The sequence below is a fragment of the Arthrobacter sp. P1_H7 genome (genome assembly GCF_056405215.1).
The window spans coordinates 475,281-493,296 of sequence record NZ_JBFUCO010000004.1 but is presented as its reverse complement, the minus strand read 5'-3'; the positions used below and the strand labels follow the sequence as shown (position 1 = coordinate 493,296).

Sequence of the window (18,016 nt, the reverse complement as noted above, 5' to 3'; positions counted from 1 at the left end):
TGCCTGAACTGACCATGTTTCACGTGAAACGAAAAGTTGGCCCGCAAGGGAGCTTCTGGGCAGATATCACGGACGCCGTTGGAGCATGATCCTGTCGGCACGAGCTGGCTACAGTCGGCCACTAATCCACAAAGTTATCCACAGCAATATCCACCGCTCTATCCACCGCTCCGTCCACGGGCCGCTGGCTAAAGTTCGAGCTGTGGACGGCCCTGCCAACCGCGCCTGGATTCTGCCTTGACCTGCGGTGCAGCAGTCTCGGGAAGGGGTCGTCCAACAGTTGGCCGAAGCCCTAAATCCAGGTGGGCCGAACCATGTCACGTCGAGCGTCAGGGCCGGCTGGGTTAGATTGCGTCGTCTGGCCCCTCCGTCGGAGCGTGCTGTCCCACAGGGCAATGTCGGACTTCGAGACCACCAGGGGAGTGCAGCCGTTCCAGCCTTTTCGTCTCCAAGCACCGTGCCGATCATGGGATCGCCTCGTCGTGCCATGCCGCCCCGACGGCGCCACGCGTACGATGAGCTTCGCAGGGCCTCGTGAGTTTCTGGGTCGTGAGAGCTTCGGGACAGCACGTCCTCGGTGGTTCTTCCTGGATCAATCATTCTCTACTCTTATGAGCTCGCGACCGCCGCCGTGCCCGTTGGTCGGTGCATGCCCGATGTCCGACGTCGACTATGTGGTTTGCCAGGCGTTGTTTAGATTGCGACGGTACTGGATTTATCCCGGCTGAACGCATGCCGGTGGGACTGGGGGATCCGGGCAGAGGAAGCGGTCCACCCGAGGAACCGGTCGAGCCGGCACTGTACACACTCGCATGCCCGAGTCCAGAACCCAACCAGACTGACCCGGCTGCCGACGTGCCTTCTTTGTGGTTCGGTCCCCTCGGGTCGCGGTATCCACTTGCGGCTTCGGTGCGATCAGCGAATCGAAGCCTGCAGCACCCCGCGCCCGCTGCCCGCGACTCGAAGTCGCAGGTCGCACGTCGCAGGTCGCGGACTGTGATTCCCTCCCTGGGCCTTGACGAATCCGGCCGCCGGAACCACCGTGAACCGGTGTGGCCGTGCCGGGCAGGGGAGACTGTGTAGTTGGGCATGCAGCAACTTGAGCACTCTCCCGAGGATGGCGGCGGGCGCGCCCACACAGCGGCCAGCCAGATAATCCAAACCACGCTTAGTGCGCTGCAGGCGTGAACGACCCATGGTCTCAATGGACACGACACCGGCGCCTAGTTCTCACAGGCTCCACCCGACCTTCCGAGAGGGAGAGCATTGCTGGCTCGGCTCACAGTTCCTGCAGGAGGGCTCTTACAGACCTTCCGCCAGCGAGGGCCGTGGGCGTGCGGCCAAACAAGTTCAGTGCTGCTCTCTCCTAAAGCACGCTCTAGCGGGCTGACGGGTACGGCAGCAGCGTCGAACTGTGAGGGGGAGCCGTCGTGTCACGTGCCAGGCATGCCGACATGGCGCCATCTGCATCTGAATGCGGCGGCCGGATTGCGGGTGCGAGCTGTCGGGTACGGCGCGAGGGGCCAATTGTTTGCTGACCTATGAGAGGCAAGTGTCTGGTTCCGATTGCTGGGGTTCCGGCGAACTGACACGGCGTATACGGGACCTGGATGCGGAATCAGGGATGTGAGTGGAAGTTGACGGATGGGTCGAACAGCAACTTGGCGGGGGAGCCGAAGGACGCAGTGATCCGTGAAGCTAGGAAGTCTCGTTCAGCGTCGGCGATCAAACTCCCATGAGTGGCACTCTGCTGCGTGACAAAGTCCAAGTTCCTGCGGCGCCGACGCGAGTGCACAGCGCATATCGAGGCCCATGTCCATGCCCACGCGAAGGCCGCTTCCAGGCCGGCGTCGAGGTCCGCACTGCCCAGTAGCTTTGTCGAGCGCCTTGTGCAGGCCCCTACCAAACCCACATCCAGACCACGGTTCAGGGATCGCGTAGAGGCGCATGTCGAGGCCAACAGTCCACCAACCACCGCCAGACCAACGTCGAATCTCATCGCCCGAACCCACCAAACCACGGGCCTCCAGGCCAGGGGCATGAATGGTCGGCCGCGGAGCAAGCGCCCAGTGCCAAGCACCGAGCGTACAGCTTCGCCAAAGAGCCGTCACGCAATAGACGGCTTTCCACAGCAAAGCTGCGGCAGCACCTGACCACATGGGCACGATAGCTGGGTTCACCCACCCCAATGCCCCTTCATGAAGGGCGCCTCCGTGAACAAAGACCGCAAGCAGCGAGGGTGCATGACCTATCCCGGACGATGAACAGTGGCCCCCCGACGCACCTCACGGCGTCCAAGGCCTCAGCGCCCTGCAGCCTGCTTCGCGGTCACGGAACCAACTACGCGCCATCGCAACGCACCAGCGGCGCGTATGGCGCTTTGGGAGGCGTCCCAGGAGGTGGCGGCTGCCCCCACCAGCCCTGCTCGCACATGAAGCTACGGCCGCCCGGAAGATCGTCTGTTGCTGCGGCGAGCTCTCACCCTCCCAGGAACCGGCCAAGCCGTACGAGGCCGTTCTCCCTGCTTCAGGTTACGGATGGACGAATGTGCTCGAATAGCCCACAGGCAGCCTGGCCGGCCGCTGGGCAAGTGGGTTCCGGGATGACCATTGCCGACCGACCTGCAGCCGTTGACCGGATTCATCCGCCTCCATTCGTCTCCGCCTCATGGCCAGCCATCTGACCTCGCATTAGATGGGTGCCAAAGCCGAAAATTTGGCCACCCCGTTTCACGTGAAACATCGATCGAAAGCCAAGGGCAATCCGTGAACACGGGGAAGCGGGCCGCCAATTGTTTGTCCTGATAAGCGCGATCGTCGTGGCAGGACTGTAGGCGCCGTTCAGTCCGGGCGGGATCCGCTTAGCTGCTCCTTCGATCCGTGCAGGAACCGCCCTGATGGAAACCTGGGGGATGCCGACATAGCGCCCGGTGCCACCGGAATTCCGCTGGCGCCGTGGGCCAACCGGGTGGTTCATGCGATCCACAAGTTTGTCCCCGGAGGAACAGCGGGGACAGGGCGGGGACCGGAGACGTGGCGGTCACCAGGGACAGGAGTCTCCGCTTGATGCAGGGATAGCGCCCGGCCTCCCACCAACGAGTCGGGCTGCACTTACGCCCCGGTCTCGCCGAAGCCGGGCAGGAAAGGGGAGCCCTGAATCCACCAAAGAGTCGAGCGATGCCTCCATCCCACTCCCAAAGCCTCAGTACGCAAGAAGCCCGGGCCAGGACGACGGCGGGTGCGAGCCGTCCGGAAGTCGTCGCCGGCAACGCTCTCGCCGGCATCAGGGGCCGGGAGCAACAAAAAGGGAGGGCCTGTTTCACGTGAAACAGACCCTCCCGGAGAACTCAGAGAATCGCGCGCTAGCTGGGCGCACCTGGCGTCAGGACGTCCATGATGCGGTTCAGGTCCTCGACGCTGGCGAACTCGATGCTGACACGACCCTTGCGGGCACCAAGCGAGATCTTGACATTCGTATCAAGGCGGTCAGAAAGCGACGAAGCCAAGTAGTCCAGTCGCTCGTGGCGGGCTCCCGGCCGCGGGATGTTGTTCTTGGCCGGCGAGGCGGGGCTCTGATACAGAGTCACAGCCTCTTCGGTCGCCCGGACCGACATACCCTCTGAAACAATCTTCTGCGCCAGGCGCTCCATGGCCGCTGCGTCCGGAAGCGCCAACAGCGCGCGGGCGTGCCCTGCGGAGATAACGTTTGCCGCAACCCGGCGCTGCACCAGCGGGGGCAGCTTCAGCAGCCGCAGGGTGTTCGACACCTGGGGACGCGAACGTCCGATCCGATCCGCCAGCTGTTCGTGCGTAGTCCCAAAGTCCTCGAGCAGCTGCTGGTAGGCCGCCGCCTCTTCAAGCGGATTCAGCTGGCTGCGGTGCAGGTTCTCCAGCAACGCGTCGCGAAGGAGGTCGTCGTCGGTCGTGTCACGGACAATCGCGGGGATAGTTTCCAGGCCCGCGGCCTGTACTGCACGCCACCGTCGTTCACCCATGACGAGCTCATAAGGTTCGCCACCCTCTTCGGTTGAGGTACGGACCACAATTGGCTGGAGGACGCCAATTTCCCGCACGGAGTGCACCAGTTCCGCCATGTCGTCCTCATCGAAGACCGATCGGGGCTGCTTGCGGTTGGGGTGGATGTCCGTGACCGGGATTTCGGCAAACCTGACACCGGGCACCTCTACGAGTTCAACAGATCCCTCGTCGCTGTGCTCGGGTGTGGAGTCAAACGCCAGCTGTTCGCCGGGTTCGGCCGCTTTGGCAGCAGCGTGCGCCGACTTGGTGGCAGCCGACTTCCGGGCGGGAGTTTTCTTGGTCGCTGCGGGGGCAGTCACGTCGACTTTGCCGGCAGCTGTGTCGACTTCAGCTTTTGCGGCTTCCGTGGTGTCACCAGTCAGATCAGACCGACCGCCGTTGTTGACGGGTGTGGACTCCGGCTCCTTGGCCTGCGCGGCATTGGTGTCCGGGAGCGCCTCGGCGTCGGCTGTCTTTTTTCGGGCTTCAGGAAAGAAGAGGTCCACGGGCCGGGATGGGGCAGCACCGTTTCCGGAGGCGTTAGCCGCGGCGGAACTTGGAATGAGTGCGCCAAGTCCACGGCCGAGGCCGCGTCGCTTATCGCTCATGGATAAATCCCTCCAGTGGAAGAGCCGGGATTCACCTGGCTCTGGTTAGTGCAATTCTCGAAAAAATTCTAACGTTCCGCGATTTCCGCGGCGGCTTCCAGGTAGGACAGGGCACCGCTGGAAGAAGGATCATACGTCATGACAGTTTGCTGGTAGCTCGGTGCCTCGGAAATACGCACCGACCTCGGCACCACAGCGCCGAGCACCTGCTTCGGGAAGTGCTCCCGGACCTCGGCCGCCACCTGGGCAGCGAGATTCGTGCGGCCGTCATACATGGTCAGCAGAATCGTGGAGACAACCAGATCGGCGTTCAGGTGCTTCTGGATCATCTCGATGTTCTTCAGGAGCTGGCTGAGGCCTTCGAGGGCGTAGTACTCGCACTGGATCGGGATGAGAACTTCGCCGGCCGCGCAGAAAGCGTTTACCGTCAGCAGCCCGAGGCTCGGCGGGCAGTCGATGAAGATGTAGTCCAGCCGCTCCTCGCCATTCTTGGCGCGCTCCTTGGAGTACACATCGATTGCGCGGCGCAGCCGTTGCTCGCGGGCCACCAGGCTGACGAGTTCAATTTCGGCACCGGCAAGATGAATGGTGGCGGGCGCACAAATCAGGTTGTCGATGTCGGGGCACGGAGCCACGACGTCCTTCAGCGGGACATCGTTGATCAGCACATCGTAGATGCTGTCAACATCGGCGTGGTGTTCGATTCCCAGGGCGGTCGAGGCGTTGCCCTGCGGATCGATGTCGATCACGAGCACGTTCAGGCCGGCGGCCGCCAGCGCGGCGGCGATGTTCACGGTCGTCGTCGTCTTTCCGACGCCGCCCTTCTGGTTGGAAACGGTGAAGACCCGGGTTTTCTCCGGCTTGGGGAGCTGGCGGCCCAGCAACCGCTCGCGGCGCTTGTTTTCGTGCGCGAGTTCGCGGGCGATGGGGCTGGAATCGTCGATGGAATCCAGCACGTTCCCCGTGTGAGGGAGGGATGTTTCACGTGAAACACCGGCCATCCCGGTCGCCTTCGCAACCGAAGCCGTGTGATTTCCGGAGTAGTCAAAAGCTACTGCAGGAGCCGTAAACGCCCGTGCGGACCCCAGGGACACAAACGGCGGGATCCGTTGTGTGGAGGCTTCGCTACTGCTCACTATGACACGCTCACTCTCATTCGGCTCTTACTGCCGGTTACTAGCCTAACCTCTTCCCCTCAGACTCCCCGGGCACCGGGGCCGGTGCTAGGTAATCTTTTGAGGCTTGTTCACTACGATTCGCACAACGGTGGTGGGTTCCTCCAGCAGGTCTTCACCCACCACCACCACGGACGTCTGAATGCCGCCCAGTTTGCGGATAACCTTGGCGGCCTTTTCGATTTCCTCGCCGGCACTGCGTCCCTTGATGGCGACGACTTCACCCTTGCCGGCCAGGAGCGGAATGGTCAGCCCGGCGAGATTGGACAGCGCAGATACCGCGCGGGCCGTCACGACGTCGGCGTTCACGAGTCCCACCGCGAGTTCCGCACGGGTGCGCATGATCGTGACGTTCTCGAGGCCAAGATCGTCCACCACTTCCTGGAGCCAAATGACACGGCGCTCCAATGGTTCGATCAGGGTCAGTTCCAGGTCCGGCCGGGCGATGGCCAGGCACAGGCCGGGCAGGCCGGCGCCGCTGCCGACGTCGGCCACATGGCTTCCGTGGGCAATCTGGCTCTCGATGACGGCGCAGTTAAGCACGTGCCGGCTCCACAGCCGCGGCACTTCGCGGGGCCCGATCAGGCCCCGTTCGGTCCCGGACGTCGCCAGATGCCCGACGTAGCGTTTCGCCAGTTCCAGGCGGTCACCGAAGATGGACTCTGCTGCCTTGAGTTCTGGGGCGGTAATTTCAACCATCAAGCTAGTCAACGGTTCAGTCTGCGGAGACAACGATGTGCCGGTCGGCACCTTCGCCTTCGGACTCGCTCACGAGTCCCAAATCGGCGACGGCGTCGTGCACGATCTTGCGCTCGTAGGCGCTCATCGGAGCCAGGGCAACTGCCTCACCGGAATCCTTCACAGCGGCGACGGCGTCTTCCGCGATCTTCTGCAGATCGCCGGCACGCTCGGCACGGTAGCCGTTGATATCCAGCACCAGGCGGGACCGGTTCTCCGTCGCGGAGAGGACCGCGAGCCGCGTCAGCTCCTGGAGGGCCTCAAGGACCTCGCCGTCAGGGCCCACCAGGCTGTCCAGCCCGGCGGCTTCTTCTTCGGCGACGATCGAGATATAGGTGCGGCCGTTGCGGACCTCGATGTCGATGTCGCCATCGATATCCGCGATGTCCAGAAGTTCCTCGAGGTAGTCCGCAGCGACGTCGCCTTCTTCTTCGAGGCGGCTGGCGGAAACACTCTTGCCGGTGCCGGCCTCCGCACCCTCTGAGGAGTCGTCGGCTGCGTTCTGGGCGTCGTCCCGGTCGTCGTCAAACTCGGGGGAAATAGCGTGTTCGGTGCTCTCGGCGGACATTACTTCCTCTTCCTGTTCTTACGTTGCGGCTGGACGCGCTGGGTCTTGGCTTCGACGGCGGCCGCGGCCGAGGCTTCGGCTGCCTCGGCGTCGACCTTCTTGCCGCCCAGGAGGGGCAGGGCGGGCAGACCCTTGGCTGCCCTGCGGTCGGCGAGGGCCTTGGCTGCCGGCGATCCGGGCGTGGGCATCCGGCGGATCACGAAGAACTGCTGCCCCATGGTCCAGAGGTTGGTGGTGGTCCAGTAGATGAGGACACCGATGGGAAAGTTGATGCCACCCACGCCGAAGACGATCGGCAGGATGTAGAGCATCATTTTCTGCTGGCGCATGAACGGGCTCGCGAGGGCCTCTTCGGACATGTTCTTGGCCATGATCTGCTTCTGGGTGATGAACTGCGAGGCCGTCATGGCCAGGATCATCACGATGGAGAGAACCCACACCGCAACTTCGCCTCCCGCGGTGCTGCCGTGGAGCAGGGAGGCAGAGAGAGGGGCACCGAAGATGGTGGATTTATCGAACTGCTCGACCTGTTCGGCGCTCATGGCGCCGATGCCCTTGCCGCTGGTGGCCGCTGCCGTGATGCCGGAGAGGACCTGGAAGAGGGCAAAGAAGAACGGCATCTGGATCAGCATGGGCAGGCAGGCCGAGAACGGGTTGGTGCCGTGCTTCTTGTACAGGGCCATCTGCTCCTGCGCCATGGCCTGGCGGGAGAGCTGGTCGGTCTTGCCCTTGTACTTGTCCTGCAGCTTCTTCAGATCCGGCTGCAGCAGCTGCATGCCCCGCTGGGCCTTGATCTGCTTGACGAACACGGGAATCAGGGCGGCACGGATCACCAGCACCAGCCCAATGATCGACAGGGTCCACGTCCAGCCGCTCGCGGCGGGCATGCCGATGGCGCTCAGGCCATCGTGGAAGACCACCATGATGGCGGACACAAGCCACTTGAACGGAAACATGATTGTTTCAAAGAAGTCCATACGATATCCCTATTCGTTAGGCCGCAGAGCGGCCTTCTCCATCAGTCTGAGCAGCCAAGTACTTGTCCGGATTGTTCAGCACAACAATTGTGGGGGTGCGGTCTGCGGGCCACTCGCATTTGCCGGCGGGGACATGGTCCACACCACCGGCGTTCCAGGGATGGCAGCGCAACAGGCGCCTGGCAGCCAGCCAGCTTCCCTTCACCGCGCCGTGGACGGTGATCGCTTCAAGGGCATAGGCCGAGCAGCTGGGGAAGAAACGGCAAACCTGGCCGTACAGCGGTGAGATCACCTTGCGGTACGCCAGGAGCAACAGAATGAGGATATTGCGGGGCAAGTTCCAGACTGCCCGGCCCAACCATGCTGCTGCGGATTTTGCGGGAGGGACGACGGCGGCAGTTGAGTTATGCACGCGGGGTCCCTTCCTGTGTCGTCTCGTTAGAACCTGGTGAAGCAGCCTTCGGAAGGCGGTTGCCCAGCCGTTTCATGGTTGTTTCCAAAGCGGTGTCATAGTCGGCGAGCAGCTGGTCCCAGCTGGCTCCCGCCGCGGCGGGCAGTGCCCGGACCACAATGGCGAACCCGCTGCCGTATTTCTGCAACGACAATGCACCGGCTTCTCTCAGTCTCCTCTTAACGAGGTTCCTGACAACAGCGTTCCCGACACTCTTGGAAACGATGAATCCGATCCGGCTTGGTTCATCGGCAGCAATAGCTGCCGTATATAACACTACGTTCCGGCGTCCATTGCGGACACCGGAACGTACAGTTGTTGAAAAATCGGTTGATGTCCGCAGACGGTTCCTGGTGGCTAGCACCGTTCAACTCGCACAGGGATGTGGACCGACGAGTCAGTTATTTAGGCCGACAGTTCGGTGCGGCCCTTGCCACGACGGGCTGCCAGGATGGCACGGCCGGCACGGGTACGCATACGAAGGCGGAAGCCGTGCTTCTTGGCTCGACGGCGGTTATTCGGCTGAAAAGTCCGCTTGCTCACGTTAGTTACTCCAGTGGATCAAAGGTGCGCCCACCCGATCAAGGGGAAGAACTGGCCGACGCTAAGTTTTGGTATGTGCCGCTTACCTCTGTAATTCACGCAACGCGGGGCGTCAGGAGAGATTCAGATGAGGCGAAAAGCGTACACATGGGACTTCACAACGTTAGGGCTTGCCGACCTCCCGAGTCAAACCGGGGGTCGCTCCGCAGGCTATCCCCAGCTGTGGCTAACTGCTCCCGCAGCCTGTGGATGAAGTGCGTCACGCGCCCCATTTGAGAACCACAACGGTGTAATTATCCACAGGACTCAACCCAGCTATCTTCTGGCGTTTTCATCCCCTACAGTGTCTCAGTAACCCCTTATCCACGGACTGTGCATAACCCTGTGGATTGAGCCGGCCGGTGGACAGCTCCGGACCGCGCGGATGCACGTAATGCAGGCCAGCAAGTTTGAGGAACTGATTGATGACAGTAGACGAAGCCAACCAAGCCAACACTGTCGGAAGTTCCTGGCGGCGGGTAGTGAGCCTCCTGGAGAACGACCACCGTGTCTCTCCCCGGCAGCGCGGCTTCGTCATCCTCGCCCAGGCGCAGGGGCTGATTGGTTCCACCCTCCTGGTGGCCGTCCCCAACGAGCTCACCCGCGAGGTGCTGCAGACCCAGGTCAAGGAAGCCCTCGACGACGCCCTCCGCAGCGTGTTCTCCGACGAAATCCGCTGCGCGATCGACGTCGACACGGATCTGGTGCCGCTGCACACAGAGCCCGAACCCGCCGTCGAACTTTCCCTGGCCGCCGACCCGACCGTGGAGTTGAAGCCGCAGCCGATGCTGCCGAGCACCTCGCACGAATTCGGCCGCCTGAACCCGAAGTACGTCTTCGACACCTTCGTGATCGGGTCCTCCAACCGGTTCGCCCACGCAGCCGCCGTGGCTGTGGCCGAGGCGCCGGCGAAGGCCTACAACCCGCTGTTCATCTACGGCGACTCCGGACTCGGCAAGACCCACCTGCTTCACGCGATCGGCCACTATGCGCGCCGGCTCTACAGCGGGATCCGGGTCCGCTACGTCAATTCCGAGGAATTCACCAACGACTTCATCAACTCCATCCGCGACGATGAAGGCACCAGCTTCAAGACCACGTACCGCAACGTGGATGTGCTGCTGATCGACGACATCCAGTTCCTGGCAGGCAAGGACCGGACGCTGGAGGAGTTCTTCCACACGTTCAATGCCCTGCACAACAACAACAAGCAGGTGGTCATCACCTCGGACCAGCCGCCGAAACTGCTCGCCGGCTTCGAGGACCGCATGAAGTCGCGCTTCGAATGGGGCCTGCTGACCGACATCCAGCCGCCCGAACTGGAGACCCGCATCGCGATCCTCCGGAAGAAGGCCCTCAGCGAAGGCCTCTCCGCGCCGGACGATGCGCTCGAATACATCGCCTCCAAGATTTCCAGCAACATCCGCGAACTTGAGGGAGCCCTCATCCGCGTCACGGCCTTCGCCAGCCTGAACCGGCAGCCGGTGGATGTGGCCCTGGCCGAGATGGTGCTCAAGGACCTCATCACCGATGACGGTGCCCAGGAAATCACCTCGGCCCAGATCCTCACGCAGACGGCCGACTACTTCAAGCTCAGCATGGAAGAGCTCTGCAGCAAGTCGCGCACCCGCACGCTGGTGACCGCCCGGCAGATCGCGATGTACCTGTGCCGGGAACTGACGGACATGTCCCTGCCCAAGATCGGGCAGGAGCTGGGCGGCCGCGACCACACCACCGTGATCCACGCCGACCGCAAGATCCGCGAACTCATGGCCGAGCGCCGGGTCATCTACAACCAGGTGACCGAGCTGACCAACCGGATCAAGCAGCAGCAGCGTAATTCCTGAGCCATCGGCCGGCGCACTCTTACCTTATTAACAGGGCCCTGTGGACAACCCTGTGGATACTTAAGGGGACAACCGCGGTTAATGGGCTTAAAACCCTTAAGGCGCCTGTGGATTGGCCAGTCGGCCAAAAATCTTGTCCCCATCCACACCCTGTTTAAAACCTGCACCGCCCACAGTCCATGAACAGGGCTTAACCGCGGGTTCGTGCGGCAGGATCGAGTTATCCACAGTTTCCACAGCAGTTATTAACACTACTAATCCCAAGAAAATGAAATTCCCTCAAACAACAATCTCCTTCCCACCTCCGAGCAGCGCCCAGGCCCGTTCCGGACCGGCGCAGGAGACCGGCCCCGCGAACAACACTGATGTAACCCGGGGATGGGAGAAACGCTCACCTTGGGGCTAAGCTGTCTGCAGTGTGTCCGTCCCGGACATCTTTTGTGGTTCCTACCGGGCCATGGGGCCCGGGCTGGGCGGACGATTCCCTTGTTGACGGAATTCGGCGTCCCTGCCGAGGTCCGCCGCAGCTTGAGCAGTTTCAGCGATTTTCAGCACTAACAGCAGCAATGAAAGGCGGCACCCTTCCGTGAAGTTCAGAGTCGAACGGGACGTCCTGGCAGAAGCCGTGACATGGACCGCCCGGTCGTTGTCTCCGCGGCCGCCCGTTCCCGTACTTTCAGGCCTGCTCCTGAAGGCTGAAGCCGGTACCGTCAGCCTGTCGAGCTTCGATTACGAGACCTCCGCGAGGCTCGAAATCCCTGCTGACATCAGCGCTGAGGGCACGATCCTGGTATCGGGCCGCCTGCTCGCGGACATCTGCCGCAGCCTGCCCTCCGCCCCCGTCGAGGTCGAAACCGACGGCAACAAGGTCACGCTCACCTGCCGCCGCAGCAGCTTCCACCTGGCCACGATGCCCGAGGCCGAATACCCGCCGCTGCCGGCCCTGCCGACGATCAGCGGCACCGTGCCCGGCGATTCGTTCGCCCAGGCCGTATCCCAGGTGATCATCGCGGCCAGCAAGGACGACACCCTGCCGATCCTGACCGGCGTGCGGATGGAAATCGAGGACGACCTCATCACCCTCCTGGCCACCGACCGCTACCGTCTGGCCATGCGCGAAGTCCCGTGGAAGCCTGCGACTCCGGGGATCTCCACGAGCGCCTTGGTCAAGGCCAAAACCCTCAACGAAGTGGCGAAAACCCTGGGCAGCAGCGGCGACATCAACATCGCCCTCGCCGACGACGACAGCCGGCTGATCGGCTTCGAGAGCGGCGGCAGGACCACCACCTCGCTCCTGGTGGACGGCGATTACCCGAAAATCCGTTCGCTCTTCCCGGACTCAACCCCCATCCACGCCACCGTGCAGACCCAGGAACTGGTCGAAGCCGTGCGCCGCGTCTCGCTCGTGGCCGAACGCAACACGCCTGTCCGGCTCGCTTTCACCCAGGGCCAGCTGCACCTGGACGCCGGCACCGGCGAGGACGCCCAGGCCTCCGAAGAGCTCGAAGCCCAGTTGTCCGGTGAGGACATCACCGTGGCCTTCAACCCGCACTACCTGATCGAGGGCCTGAGCGTCATCGAAACCAAGTTCGTGCGCTTCTCCTTCACCACCGCACCGAAACCGGCCATGATTACGGCCCAGCAGGACGCCGAGGGCGAGGACCAGGGCGACTACCGCTACCTCGTCATGCCCGTCCGGCTGCCCAACTAGCCCGCCACCGCCGTGTTCCGGACCTCCGGAACACAGCACCTGCGGGCCGTCACGGCCGTCCTCAACGAAGCACCCCAGCGCAGAAAAGAGTTCATCTAAGTGCACATCGGACTAATCGGCCTTGGAAAAATGGGCTTCAACATGCGCGAACGGCTGCGCAACGGCGGGATCGAGGTCACTGGATTTGACCGCAACCCCGACGTTGCCGACGTCGCCACCCTGGACGAACTTATCGCCGCCGTCCCGGCGCCGCGCCTCATCTGGGTCATGGTCCCCTCGGGCGAGATTACCGACGCCGTGATCACCGAACTGGGCACCAAGCTCGACGCCGGTGACCTCGTGATCGACGGCGGCAACTCCCGCTTCACCGAAGACCAGAAGCACGGCGCCGCACTGGCCGAAAAGGGAATCCGCTTTGCGGACTGCGGCGTATCCGGCGGAGTCTGGGGCCTCCAGAACGGCTACGGCCTCATGGCGGGCGGCGATGCCGCGGATATCGAACGGGCCCTCCCCGTCTTCGACGCGCTCCGTCCCGCAGGCGACCGGGCCGACAGCTTCGTGCACGTCGGCGGCGTCGGGGCCGGGCACTACGCCAAAATGGTCCACAACGGGATCGAATATGGCCTGATGCAGGCCTATGCCGAGGGGTACGAACTCCTGGCCGCCAAGGAGATCGTCGCCGATCTTCCCGGCACATTCCGGGCCTGGCAAAAGGGGACGGTTGTCCGCTCCTGGCTCCTGGACCTCATGGTCAAGGCCCTCGACGAGGATCCCGGACTGGAATCGATCTCCGACTACGTCGAGGACTCGGGTGAAGGCCGCTGGACCGTCGAGGAGGCAATTGCCAACGCGGTGCCGGCCCCGGCCATCACGGCTGCGCTGTTCGCCAGGTTCTCCTCCCGCGAGGACAACTCGCCGGCCATGAAGATGGTCTCGGCGCTGCGCCACCAGTTCGGCGGCCACGCGACCCGGCCGGCCAAGTAATCCTGCCCGGCAAATTAATCCGTCCCGTGAAGTCCTGAATCCCGCGTGTACCTAGAAAAACTCTCGCTCACAGATTTCCGCAGCTACGCCCAGGTCGATCTCAGCCTTGAGCCCGGAGTCACCGTCCTGGTGGGCTCCAATGGCATCGGCAAGACCAACCTGATGGAAGCGATCGGGTATCTGGCCACGCTCACCTCGCACCGGGTCAGCACGGACGCGCCGCTGCTGCGGTTTGGTGCCGAGCGGGCGATGATCCGGGCCAAGCTGGTCCGTGGCGAGCAGTCCACCGTGCTGGAGCTGGAAATCAACGCGGGCCGGGCCAATCGCGGACGGATCAACCGGAGCAATCCGGTCCGTGCCCGGGACTTGCTCGGGATCTGCCAGACGGTGCTCTTCGCGCCGGAGGACCTGGCGCTGGTCAAGGGCGATCCGTCCAGCCGCCGCCGGTTCCTGGACGAGCTCCTGGTCAGCCTCATGCCGCGCCACGCCGCGACCAGGAGCGACTATGACCGGGTCCTGAAGCAGCGCAACGCGCTGCTCAAGTCGGCCCGCGCCGGAAAATTCAGCACCGGCCACGAGGCAACGCTCGATGTCTGGGACCAGCATATGGCCCGGGCCGGGGCCGAACTGCTGCACGCGCGCCTGGAGCTGGTGGACCGGCTGCAGCCGCACCTGAAAAACGCCTATGCGCAGCTGACCGACGGCTCCAAGGAGGCCACCGCGGTGTACCGTTCCACGCTGCAGGACAGCCTGGACGACGACGGCGCCACCTCAAGACCAGCGGAGTCCAGGCCGGCGGACGGAACCGCTGTCGATGAGACCGCACCGGCGGAAGACCTGCGGCTGCTCTCCGTCGAGCAGCTCACCGACCGCTATATCCAGGCCTTCGCCGCAGCCCGGCGCAAGGAACTGGAACGGGGCATCTCGCTGGTCGGGCCGCACCGCGACGAGCTTGAGCTCGTGCTTGGCTCGGCGCCGGCCAAGGGCTACGCCTCCCACGGGGAAACCTGGTCCATGTGCCTGTCACTGCGCCTGGCCTCCTACTACGTCATGCTCGACGATGCCCGCACGGGCGGCTCGCCCCCGATCCTGATCCTGGACGACGTTTTTGCCGAACTCGACGTCCAGCGGCGGCGTAAACTGGCGGCAATAGTATCCGGCGCCGAGCAAGTGCTGGTCACTGCCGCCGTCGAGGACGATATCCCGGCGGAGCTGACCGGACGGCGGGTGAAGGTCATCCCGGGAGGAATCGATGAGCAGGAAAATCGATGAATAAGGATACCGACGGCGGCCTGCAGCCCGGCCGTGACCCCGACGACATCGACGCCGCGCAGGCCGCATTGAACCGGATGCGCGACGCCGCCGCAGCCCGGGGCGAAATCCGGCGGGCGGTGCCGCGCTCCGGTGCCGGCAGCCAGAAACCCGCCCGCGCCGCCCGGGGAACCCGCGGGTTCTCCCAATTCCACGGCACCGGCAGGGATCCGCTGGGCCTCGGAAAAGTCGTGGGACGCCTCGTGGCCGAACGCGGCTGGAGCTCGCCGGTGGCCGTCGGCTCCGTCATGGCGCAGTGGGCCGTGCTGGTGGGCCCCGAGATCTCGGCGCATTGCACACCCGAGAGTTTCACCGACACCACCTTGCATGTGCGGACCGATTCCACGGCCTGGGCCACCCAGCTGCGGCTGCTCAGCAGCAGTCTGCTGGAAAAATTCCGGACCGAGCTTGGCGATGGCGTCGTCACCAGTATCCAGGTGCTCGGACCCGCCGCCCCGAGCTGGCGCAAGGGCCTCCGGACGGTCAACGGCCGGGGTCCCCGCGACACGTACGGATAGCCCCCGGCCCCCGACGGGCACCGGATCTGAAGCACTTCTTGCAAAAACCCTTGAAAAATCCGCAAGCGGCGTGTAGGGCGCTTGAACGCCCCGGAGTCGTATAGGAACCCTAGGGCTGGACCCCGAAAGCCTTGCAGGGGGAGCCAGCGCCCTCCCAGCGGCACTTTCCCGCCCGTTTGGCGCCCTGGAATGCAGGTTTGGCCCCTATAACACGATAGAATCGGTGTAGATAACTGGGCGCCGGTGAAGCGTTGACTGAGTCCGTTTCCGACGCAATTTCAGCGTGCGGCGGACGCGATCCCAAGTCAGCGGAAACACCCGGCGTCGTCAGTGACGTGCCTGTTGGCAGGAGCCTTTTCCACGGAAGGGGCAACGGCCGGCCTTCAACGAACATAGAGGAGTCGAAAGCGCCTGTGGCTAACGACAATGCAGAGATCCCGGCAGTGGAAGACGTAGCGGAAGCGGTGGAACAAGAGGCTGCGGCAGCGGCGCCGTCGGGGACCGCGACATCGCGCGAATACGGCGCCAGCGACATCACCGTACTTGAAGGCCTGGAAGCTGTCCGGAAACGTCCCGGCATGTACATCGGCTCCACCGGCCCCCGCGGTTTGCACCACCTGGTCTATGAAGTGGTGGATAACTCGGTGGACGAGGCTCTGGCCGGCTACTGCACGCACATCGAAATCGTGCTCCAGGCCGACGGCGGGGTCAAGGTGGTCGACAACGGCCGCGGCATCCCCGTGGACATGCACCCCACCGAGCTCAAGCCCACCGTGGAAGTCGTCATGACGATCCTGCACGCCGGCGGCAAGTTCGGCGGCGGCGGATATGCCGTCTCCGGCGGCCTGCACGGCGTCGGCATTTCGGTGGTCAACGCGCTCTCCAGCCGGGTCGACACCGAGGTCCGCCGCCAGGGACACGTCTGGCGAATGTCCTTCGCCGACGGCGGCAAGCCGCAAGGCGGCCTGGTCCAGGGCGAGGAAACCACCGAGACCGGCACCACCCAGACGTTCTACCCCGATGCCAGCATCTTCGAGAGCACCGACTTCGACTTCGAAACACTGCGGGCCCGCTTCCAGCAGATGGCCTTCCTCAACAAGGGCCTGCGCATCACGTTGACGGACGAGCGCCGCGCTCCGGAGGAACCGTCCGAGGATGACGACCTGGATCTGGACACCGTCCCCACCGAAGGCGAGATCCCTGCGGAATTCCACACCGTGGTCTACCAGTACGACGACGGCCTGCTGGACTACGTCAAGCACCTGAACTCGGGCAAGAAGGTTGATGTGGTCCACGAGGACGTCATCGCCTTCGAGACCGAGGACACGGAACGGCACATTGCCCTGGAAATGGCGATGCAGTGGACCAACGCGTACTCCGAGAGCGTCCACACCTACGCCAACACGATCAACACGCACGAGGGCGGTACCCACGAAGAGGGTTTCCGCGCCGCGATGACCTCGCTCATCAACCGCTATGCGCGGGAGAAGAACATCATCAAGGAAAAGGAAGACAACCTCACCGGAGACGACATCCGCGAGGGCCTGACGGCAGTCATTTCCGTGAAGCTCTCCGAGCCGCAGTTCGAGGGCCAGACGAAGACCAAGCTCGGCAACTCCGAGGTCAAGGGCTTTGTCCAGCGCGTTGTCACCGACGGCCTGGGCGACTGGCTCGAGCGCAACCCCGGCCCCGCCCGGGACGTTATCCGTAAGGCCATCTCGGCGGCCCAGGCGCGCATGGCCGCGCGGAAGGCCCGGGACAACGCCCGCCGCAAGAGTCCGCTGGAATCCTTCGGTATGCCCGGCAAGCTCTCCGACTGCTCCTCGAAGAACCCGGAAAGGTGCGAGGTCTACATCGTGGAGGGCGACTCGGCCGGCGGCTCCGCCAAGCGCGGCCGCAACCCGGAGACCCAGGCCATCCTGCCGCTGCGCGGCAAGATCCTTAACGTGGAACGGGCCCGGCTGGACAAGGCGCTCGGCAATGCCGAGGTCCAGTCCATGATCACGGCCTTCGGCACCGGCATTGGCGAGGACTTCGACATCGCCAAGCTGCGGTACCACAAGATCGTGCTCATGGCCGATGCCGACGTCGACGGCCAGCACATCACGACGCTGCTGATGACCCTGCTGTTCCGCTACATGCGCCCGCTGATCGAAAACGGCTACGTCTACCTCGCGCAGCCGCCGCTGTACCGGATCAAGTGGTCGAATGCCCCGCACGATTACGTCTACAGCGACCGCGAACGCGACGCGAAGCTGGTCTCGGGCCAGGCCGCCGGCCGCCGCATCCCCAAGGACAACGGCATCCAGCGCTACAAGGGCCTCGGCGAAATGGACTACACGGAACTGTGGGACACCACCATGGACCCGGACCACCGGACCCTGCTGCAGGTGACGATGGACGATGCCCTGGCAGCGGACCAGATCTTCTCGGTCCTGATGGGCGAGGACGTTGAATCGCGCCGAAACTTCATTCAGCAGAACGCCAAGGACGTTCGGTTCCTGGACATCTAGCGGGCCGCCACGCCCCG

14 protein-coding genes are annotated in these 18,016 nt (G+C 63.7%); 6 read left to right on the top strand and 8 right to left on the bottom strand.

Features of this window, described 5'->3' with window-relative positions; genetic code table 11:
* Positions 1–3,361: 3,361 nt before the first annotated feature.
* The 8 genes from AC1DXI_RS06050 to rpmH all read right to left on the bottom strand — a co-directional run bounded on the left by AC1DXI_RS06050 (position 3,362) and on the right by rpmH (position 9,076).
* The gene (locus AC1DXI_RS06050) at positions 3,362–4,624 is read right to left on the bottom strand and encodes a ParB/RepB/Spo0J family partition protein (protein ID WP_476937852.1); all 1,263 of its coding nucleotides are present in this window, start codon (positions 4,622–4,624) and stop codon (positions 3,362–3,364) included.
* Positions 4,625–4,692: 68 nt separating this feature from the next.
* Positions 4,693–5,760 carry a ParA family protein gene (locus AC1DXI_RS06045; RefSeq protein WP_476937851.1) on the bottom strand — a complete coding sequence of 356 codons (1,068 nt, stop codon included), beginning with the start codon at positions 5,758–5,760 and terminating at the stop codon, positions 4,693–4,695.
* An 87-nt stretch (positions 5,761–5,847) separates the two neighbouring features.
* Positions 5,848–6,498, bottom strand: coding sequence for a 16S rRNA (guanine(527)-N(7))-methyltransferase RsmG (rsmG, locus tag AC1DXI_RS06040; RefSeq protein ID WP_476937850.1), 651 nt, complete (start codon positions 6,496–6,498; stop codon positions 5,848–5,850).
* Between the two features lie 16 nt (positions 6,499–6,514).
* The gene (locus AC1DXI_RS06035) at positions 6,515–7,105 is read right to left on the bottom strand and encodes a Jag family protein (protein WP_476937849.1); all 591 of its coding nucleotides are present in this window, start codon (positions 7,103–7,105) and stop codon (positions 6,515–6,517) included.
* On the bottom strand, positions 7,105–8,082 hold the full coding sequence (gene yidC / locus AC1DXI_RS06030; RefSeq protein WP_476937848.1) for a membrane protein insertase YidC: 978 nt from the start codon (positions 8,080–8,082) through the stop codon (positions 7,105–7,107). The genes AC1DXI_RS06035 and yidC overlap by 1 nt, the downstream gene beginning before the upstream one ends.
* Positions 8,083–8,098: 16 nt before the next feature.
* The gene (gene yidD, locus AC1DXI_RS06025; RefSeq protein ID WP_476937847.1) at positions 8,099–8,494 is read right to left on the bottom strand and encodes a membrane protein insertion efficiency factor YidD; all 396 of its coding nucleotides are present in this window, start codon (positions 8,492–8,494) and stop codon (positions 8,099–8,101) included.
* Complete coding sequence (rnpA, locus tag AC1DXI_RS06020) at positions 8,487–8,897, bottom strand: ribonuclease P protein component (protein ID WP_026266811.1); 411 nt, start codon at positions 8,895–8,897, stop codon at positions 8,487–8,489. The genes yidD and rnpA overlap by 8 nt, the downstream gene beginning before the upstream one ends.
* Positions 8,898–8,938: 41 nt before the next feature.
* Positions 8,939–9,076 (bottom strand): 50S ribosomal protein L34, encoded by a 138-nt coding sequence (gene rpmH / locus AC1DXI_RS06015; RefSeq protein ID WP_003800212.1) that lies wholly within the window; start codon positions 9,074–9,076, stop codon positions 8,939–8,941.
* A 464-nt stretch (positions 9,077–9,540) separates the two neighbouring features.
* Between rpmH and dnaA the strand changes: the two genes are divergently transcribed.
* The 6 genes from dnaA to gyrB all read left to right on the top strand — a co-directional run bounded on the left by dnaA (position 9,541) and on the right by gyrB (position 17,999).
* Positions 9,541–10,962 (top strand): chromosomal replication initiator protein DnaA, encoded by a 1,422-nt coding sequence (gene dnaA, locus AC1DXI_RS06010; RefSeq protein WP_018775671.1) that lies wholly within the window; start codon positions 9,541–9,543, stop codon positions 10,960–10,962.
* Positions 10,963–11,548: 586 nt separating this feature from the next.
* A complete protein-coding gene (gene dnaN, locus AC1DXI_RS06005) occupies positions 11,549–12,673 on the top strand; it encodes a DNA polymerase III subunit beta (protein WP_018775670.1) in 1,125 nt (374 codons plus the stop codon).
* A gap of 99 nt (positions 12,674–12,772) precedes the next feature.
* A complete protein-coding gene (gene gnd / locus AC1DXI_RS06000) occupies positions 12,773–13,657 on the top strand; it encodes a phosphogluconate dehydrogenase (NAD(+)-dependent, decarboxylating) (protein ID WP_026266810.1) in 885 nt (294 codons plus the stop codon).
* A 45-nt stretch (positions 13,658–13,702) separates the two neighbouring features.
* On the top strand, positions 13,703–14,929 hold the full coding sequence (recF, locus tag AC1DXI_RS05995; protein ID WP_476937846.1) for a DNA replication/repair protein RecF: 1,227 nt from the start codon (positions 13,703–13,705) through the stop codon (positions 14,927–14,929).
* Positions 14,926–15,486: a DciA family protein gene (locus AC1DXI_RS05990; RefSeq protein ID WP_018775667.1), complete on the top strand. Its 561-nt coding sequence runs from the start codon at positions 14,926–14,928 to the stop codon at positions 15,484–15,486. Before recF ends, AC1DXI_RS05990 begins: the two co-directional genes overlap by 4 nt.
* A 413-nt stretch (positions 15,487–15,899) precedes the next feature.
* Positions 15,900–17,999: a DNA topoisomerase (ATP-hydrolyzing) subunit B gene (gene gyrB / locus AC1DXI_RS05985; RefSeq protein WP_476937845.1), complete on the top strand. Its 2,100-nt coding sequence runs from the start codon at positions 15,900–15,902 to the stop codon at positions 17,997–17,999.
* Positions 18,000–18,016 lie beyond the last annotated feature (17 nt).

Coding starts and splice junctions, on each gene's coding strand:
- AC1DXI_RS06050 (WP_476937852.1), bottom strand. CDS start 4,624: ATGAGCGATAAGCGACGCGGCCTCGGCCGTGGACTTGGCGCACTCATT.
- rsmG (WP_476937850.1), bottom strand. CDS start 6,498: ATGGTTGAAATTACCGCCCCAGAACTCAAGGCAGCAGAGTCCATCTTC.
- AC1DXI_RS06035 (WP_476937849.1), bottom strand. CDS start 7,105: ATGTCCGCCGAGAGCACCGAACACGCTATTTCCCCCGAGTTTGACGAC.
- yidC (WP_476937848.1), bottom strand. CDS start 8,082: ATGGACTTCTTTGAAACAATCATGTTTCCGTTCAAGTGGCTTGTGTCC.
- dnaA (WP_018775671.1), top strand. CDS start 9,541: ATGACAGTAGACGAAGCCAACCAAGCCAACACTGTCGGAAGTTCCTGG.
- AC1DXI_RS05990 (WP_018775667.1), top strand. CDS start 14,926: ATGAATAAGGATACCGACGGCGGCCTGCAGCCCGGCCGTGACCCCGAC.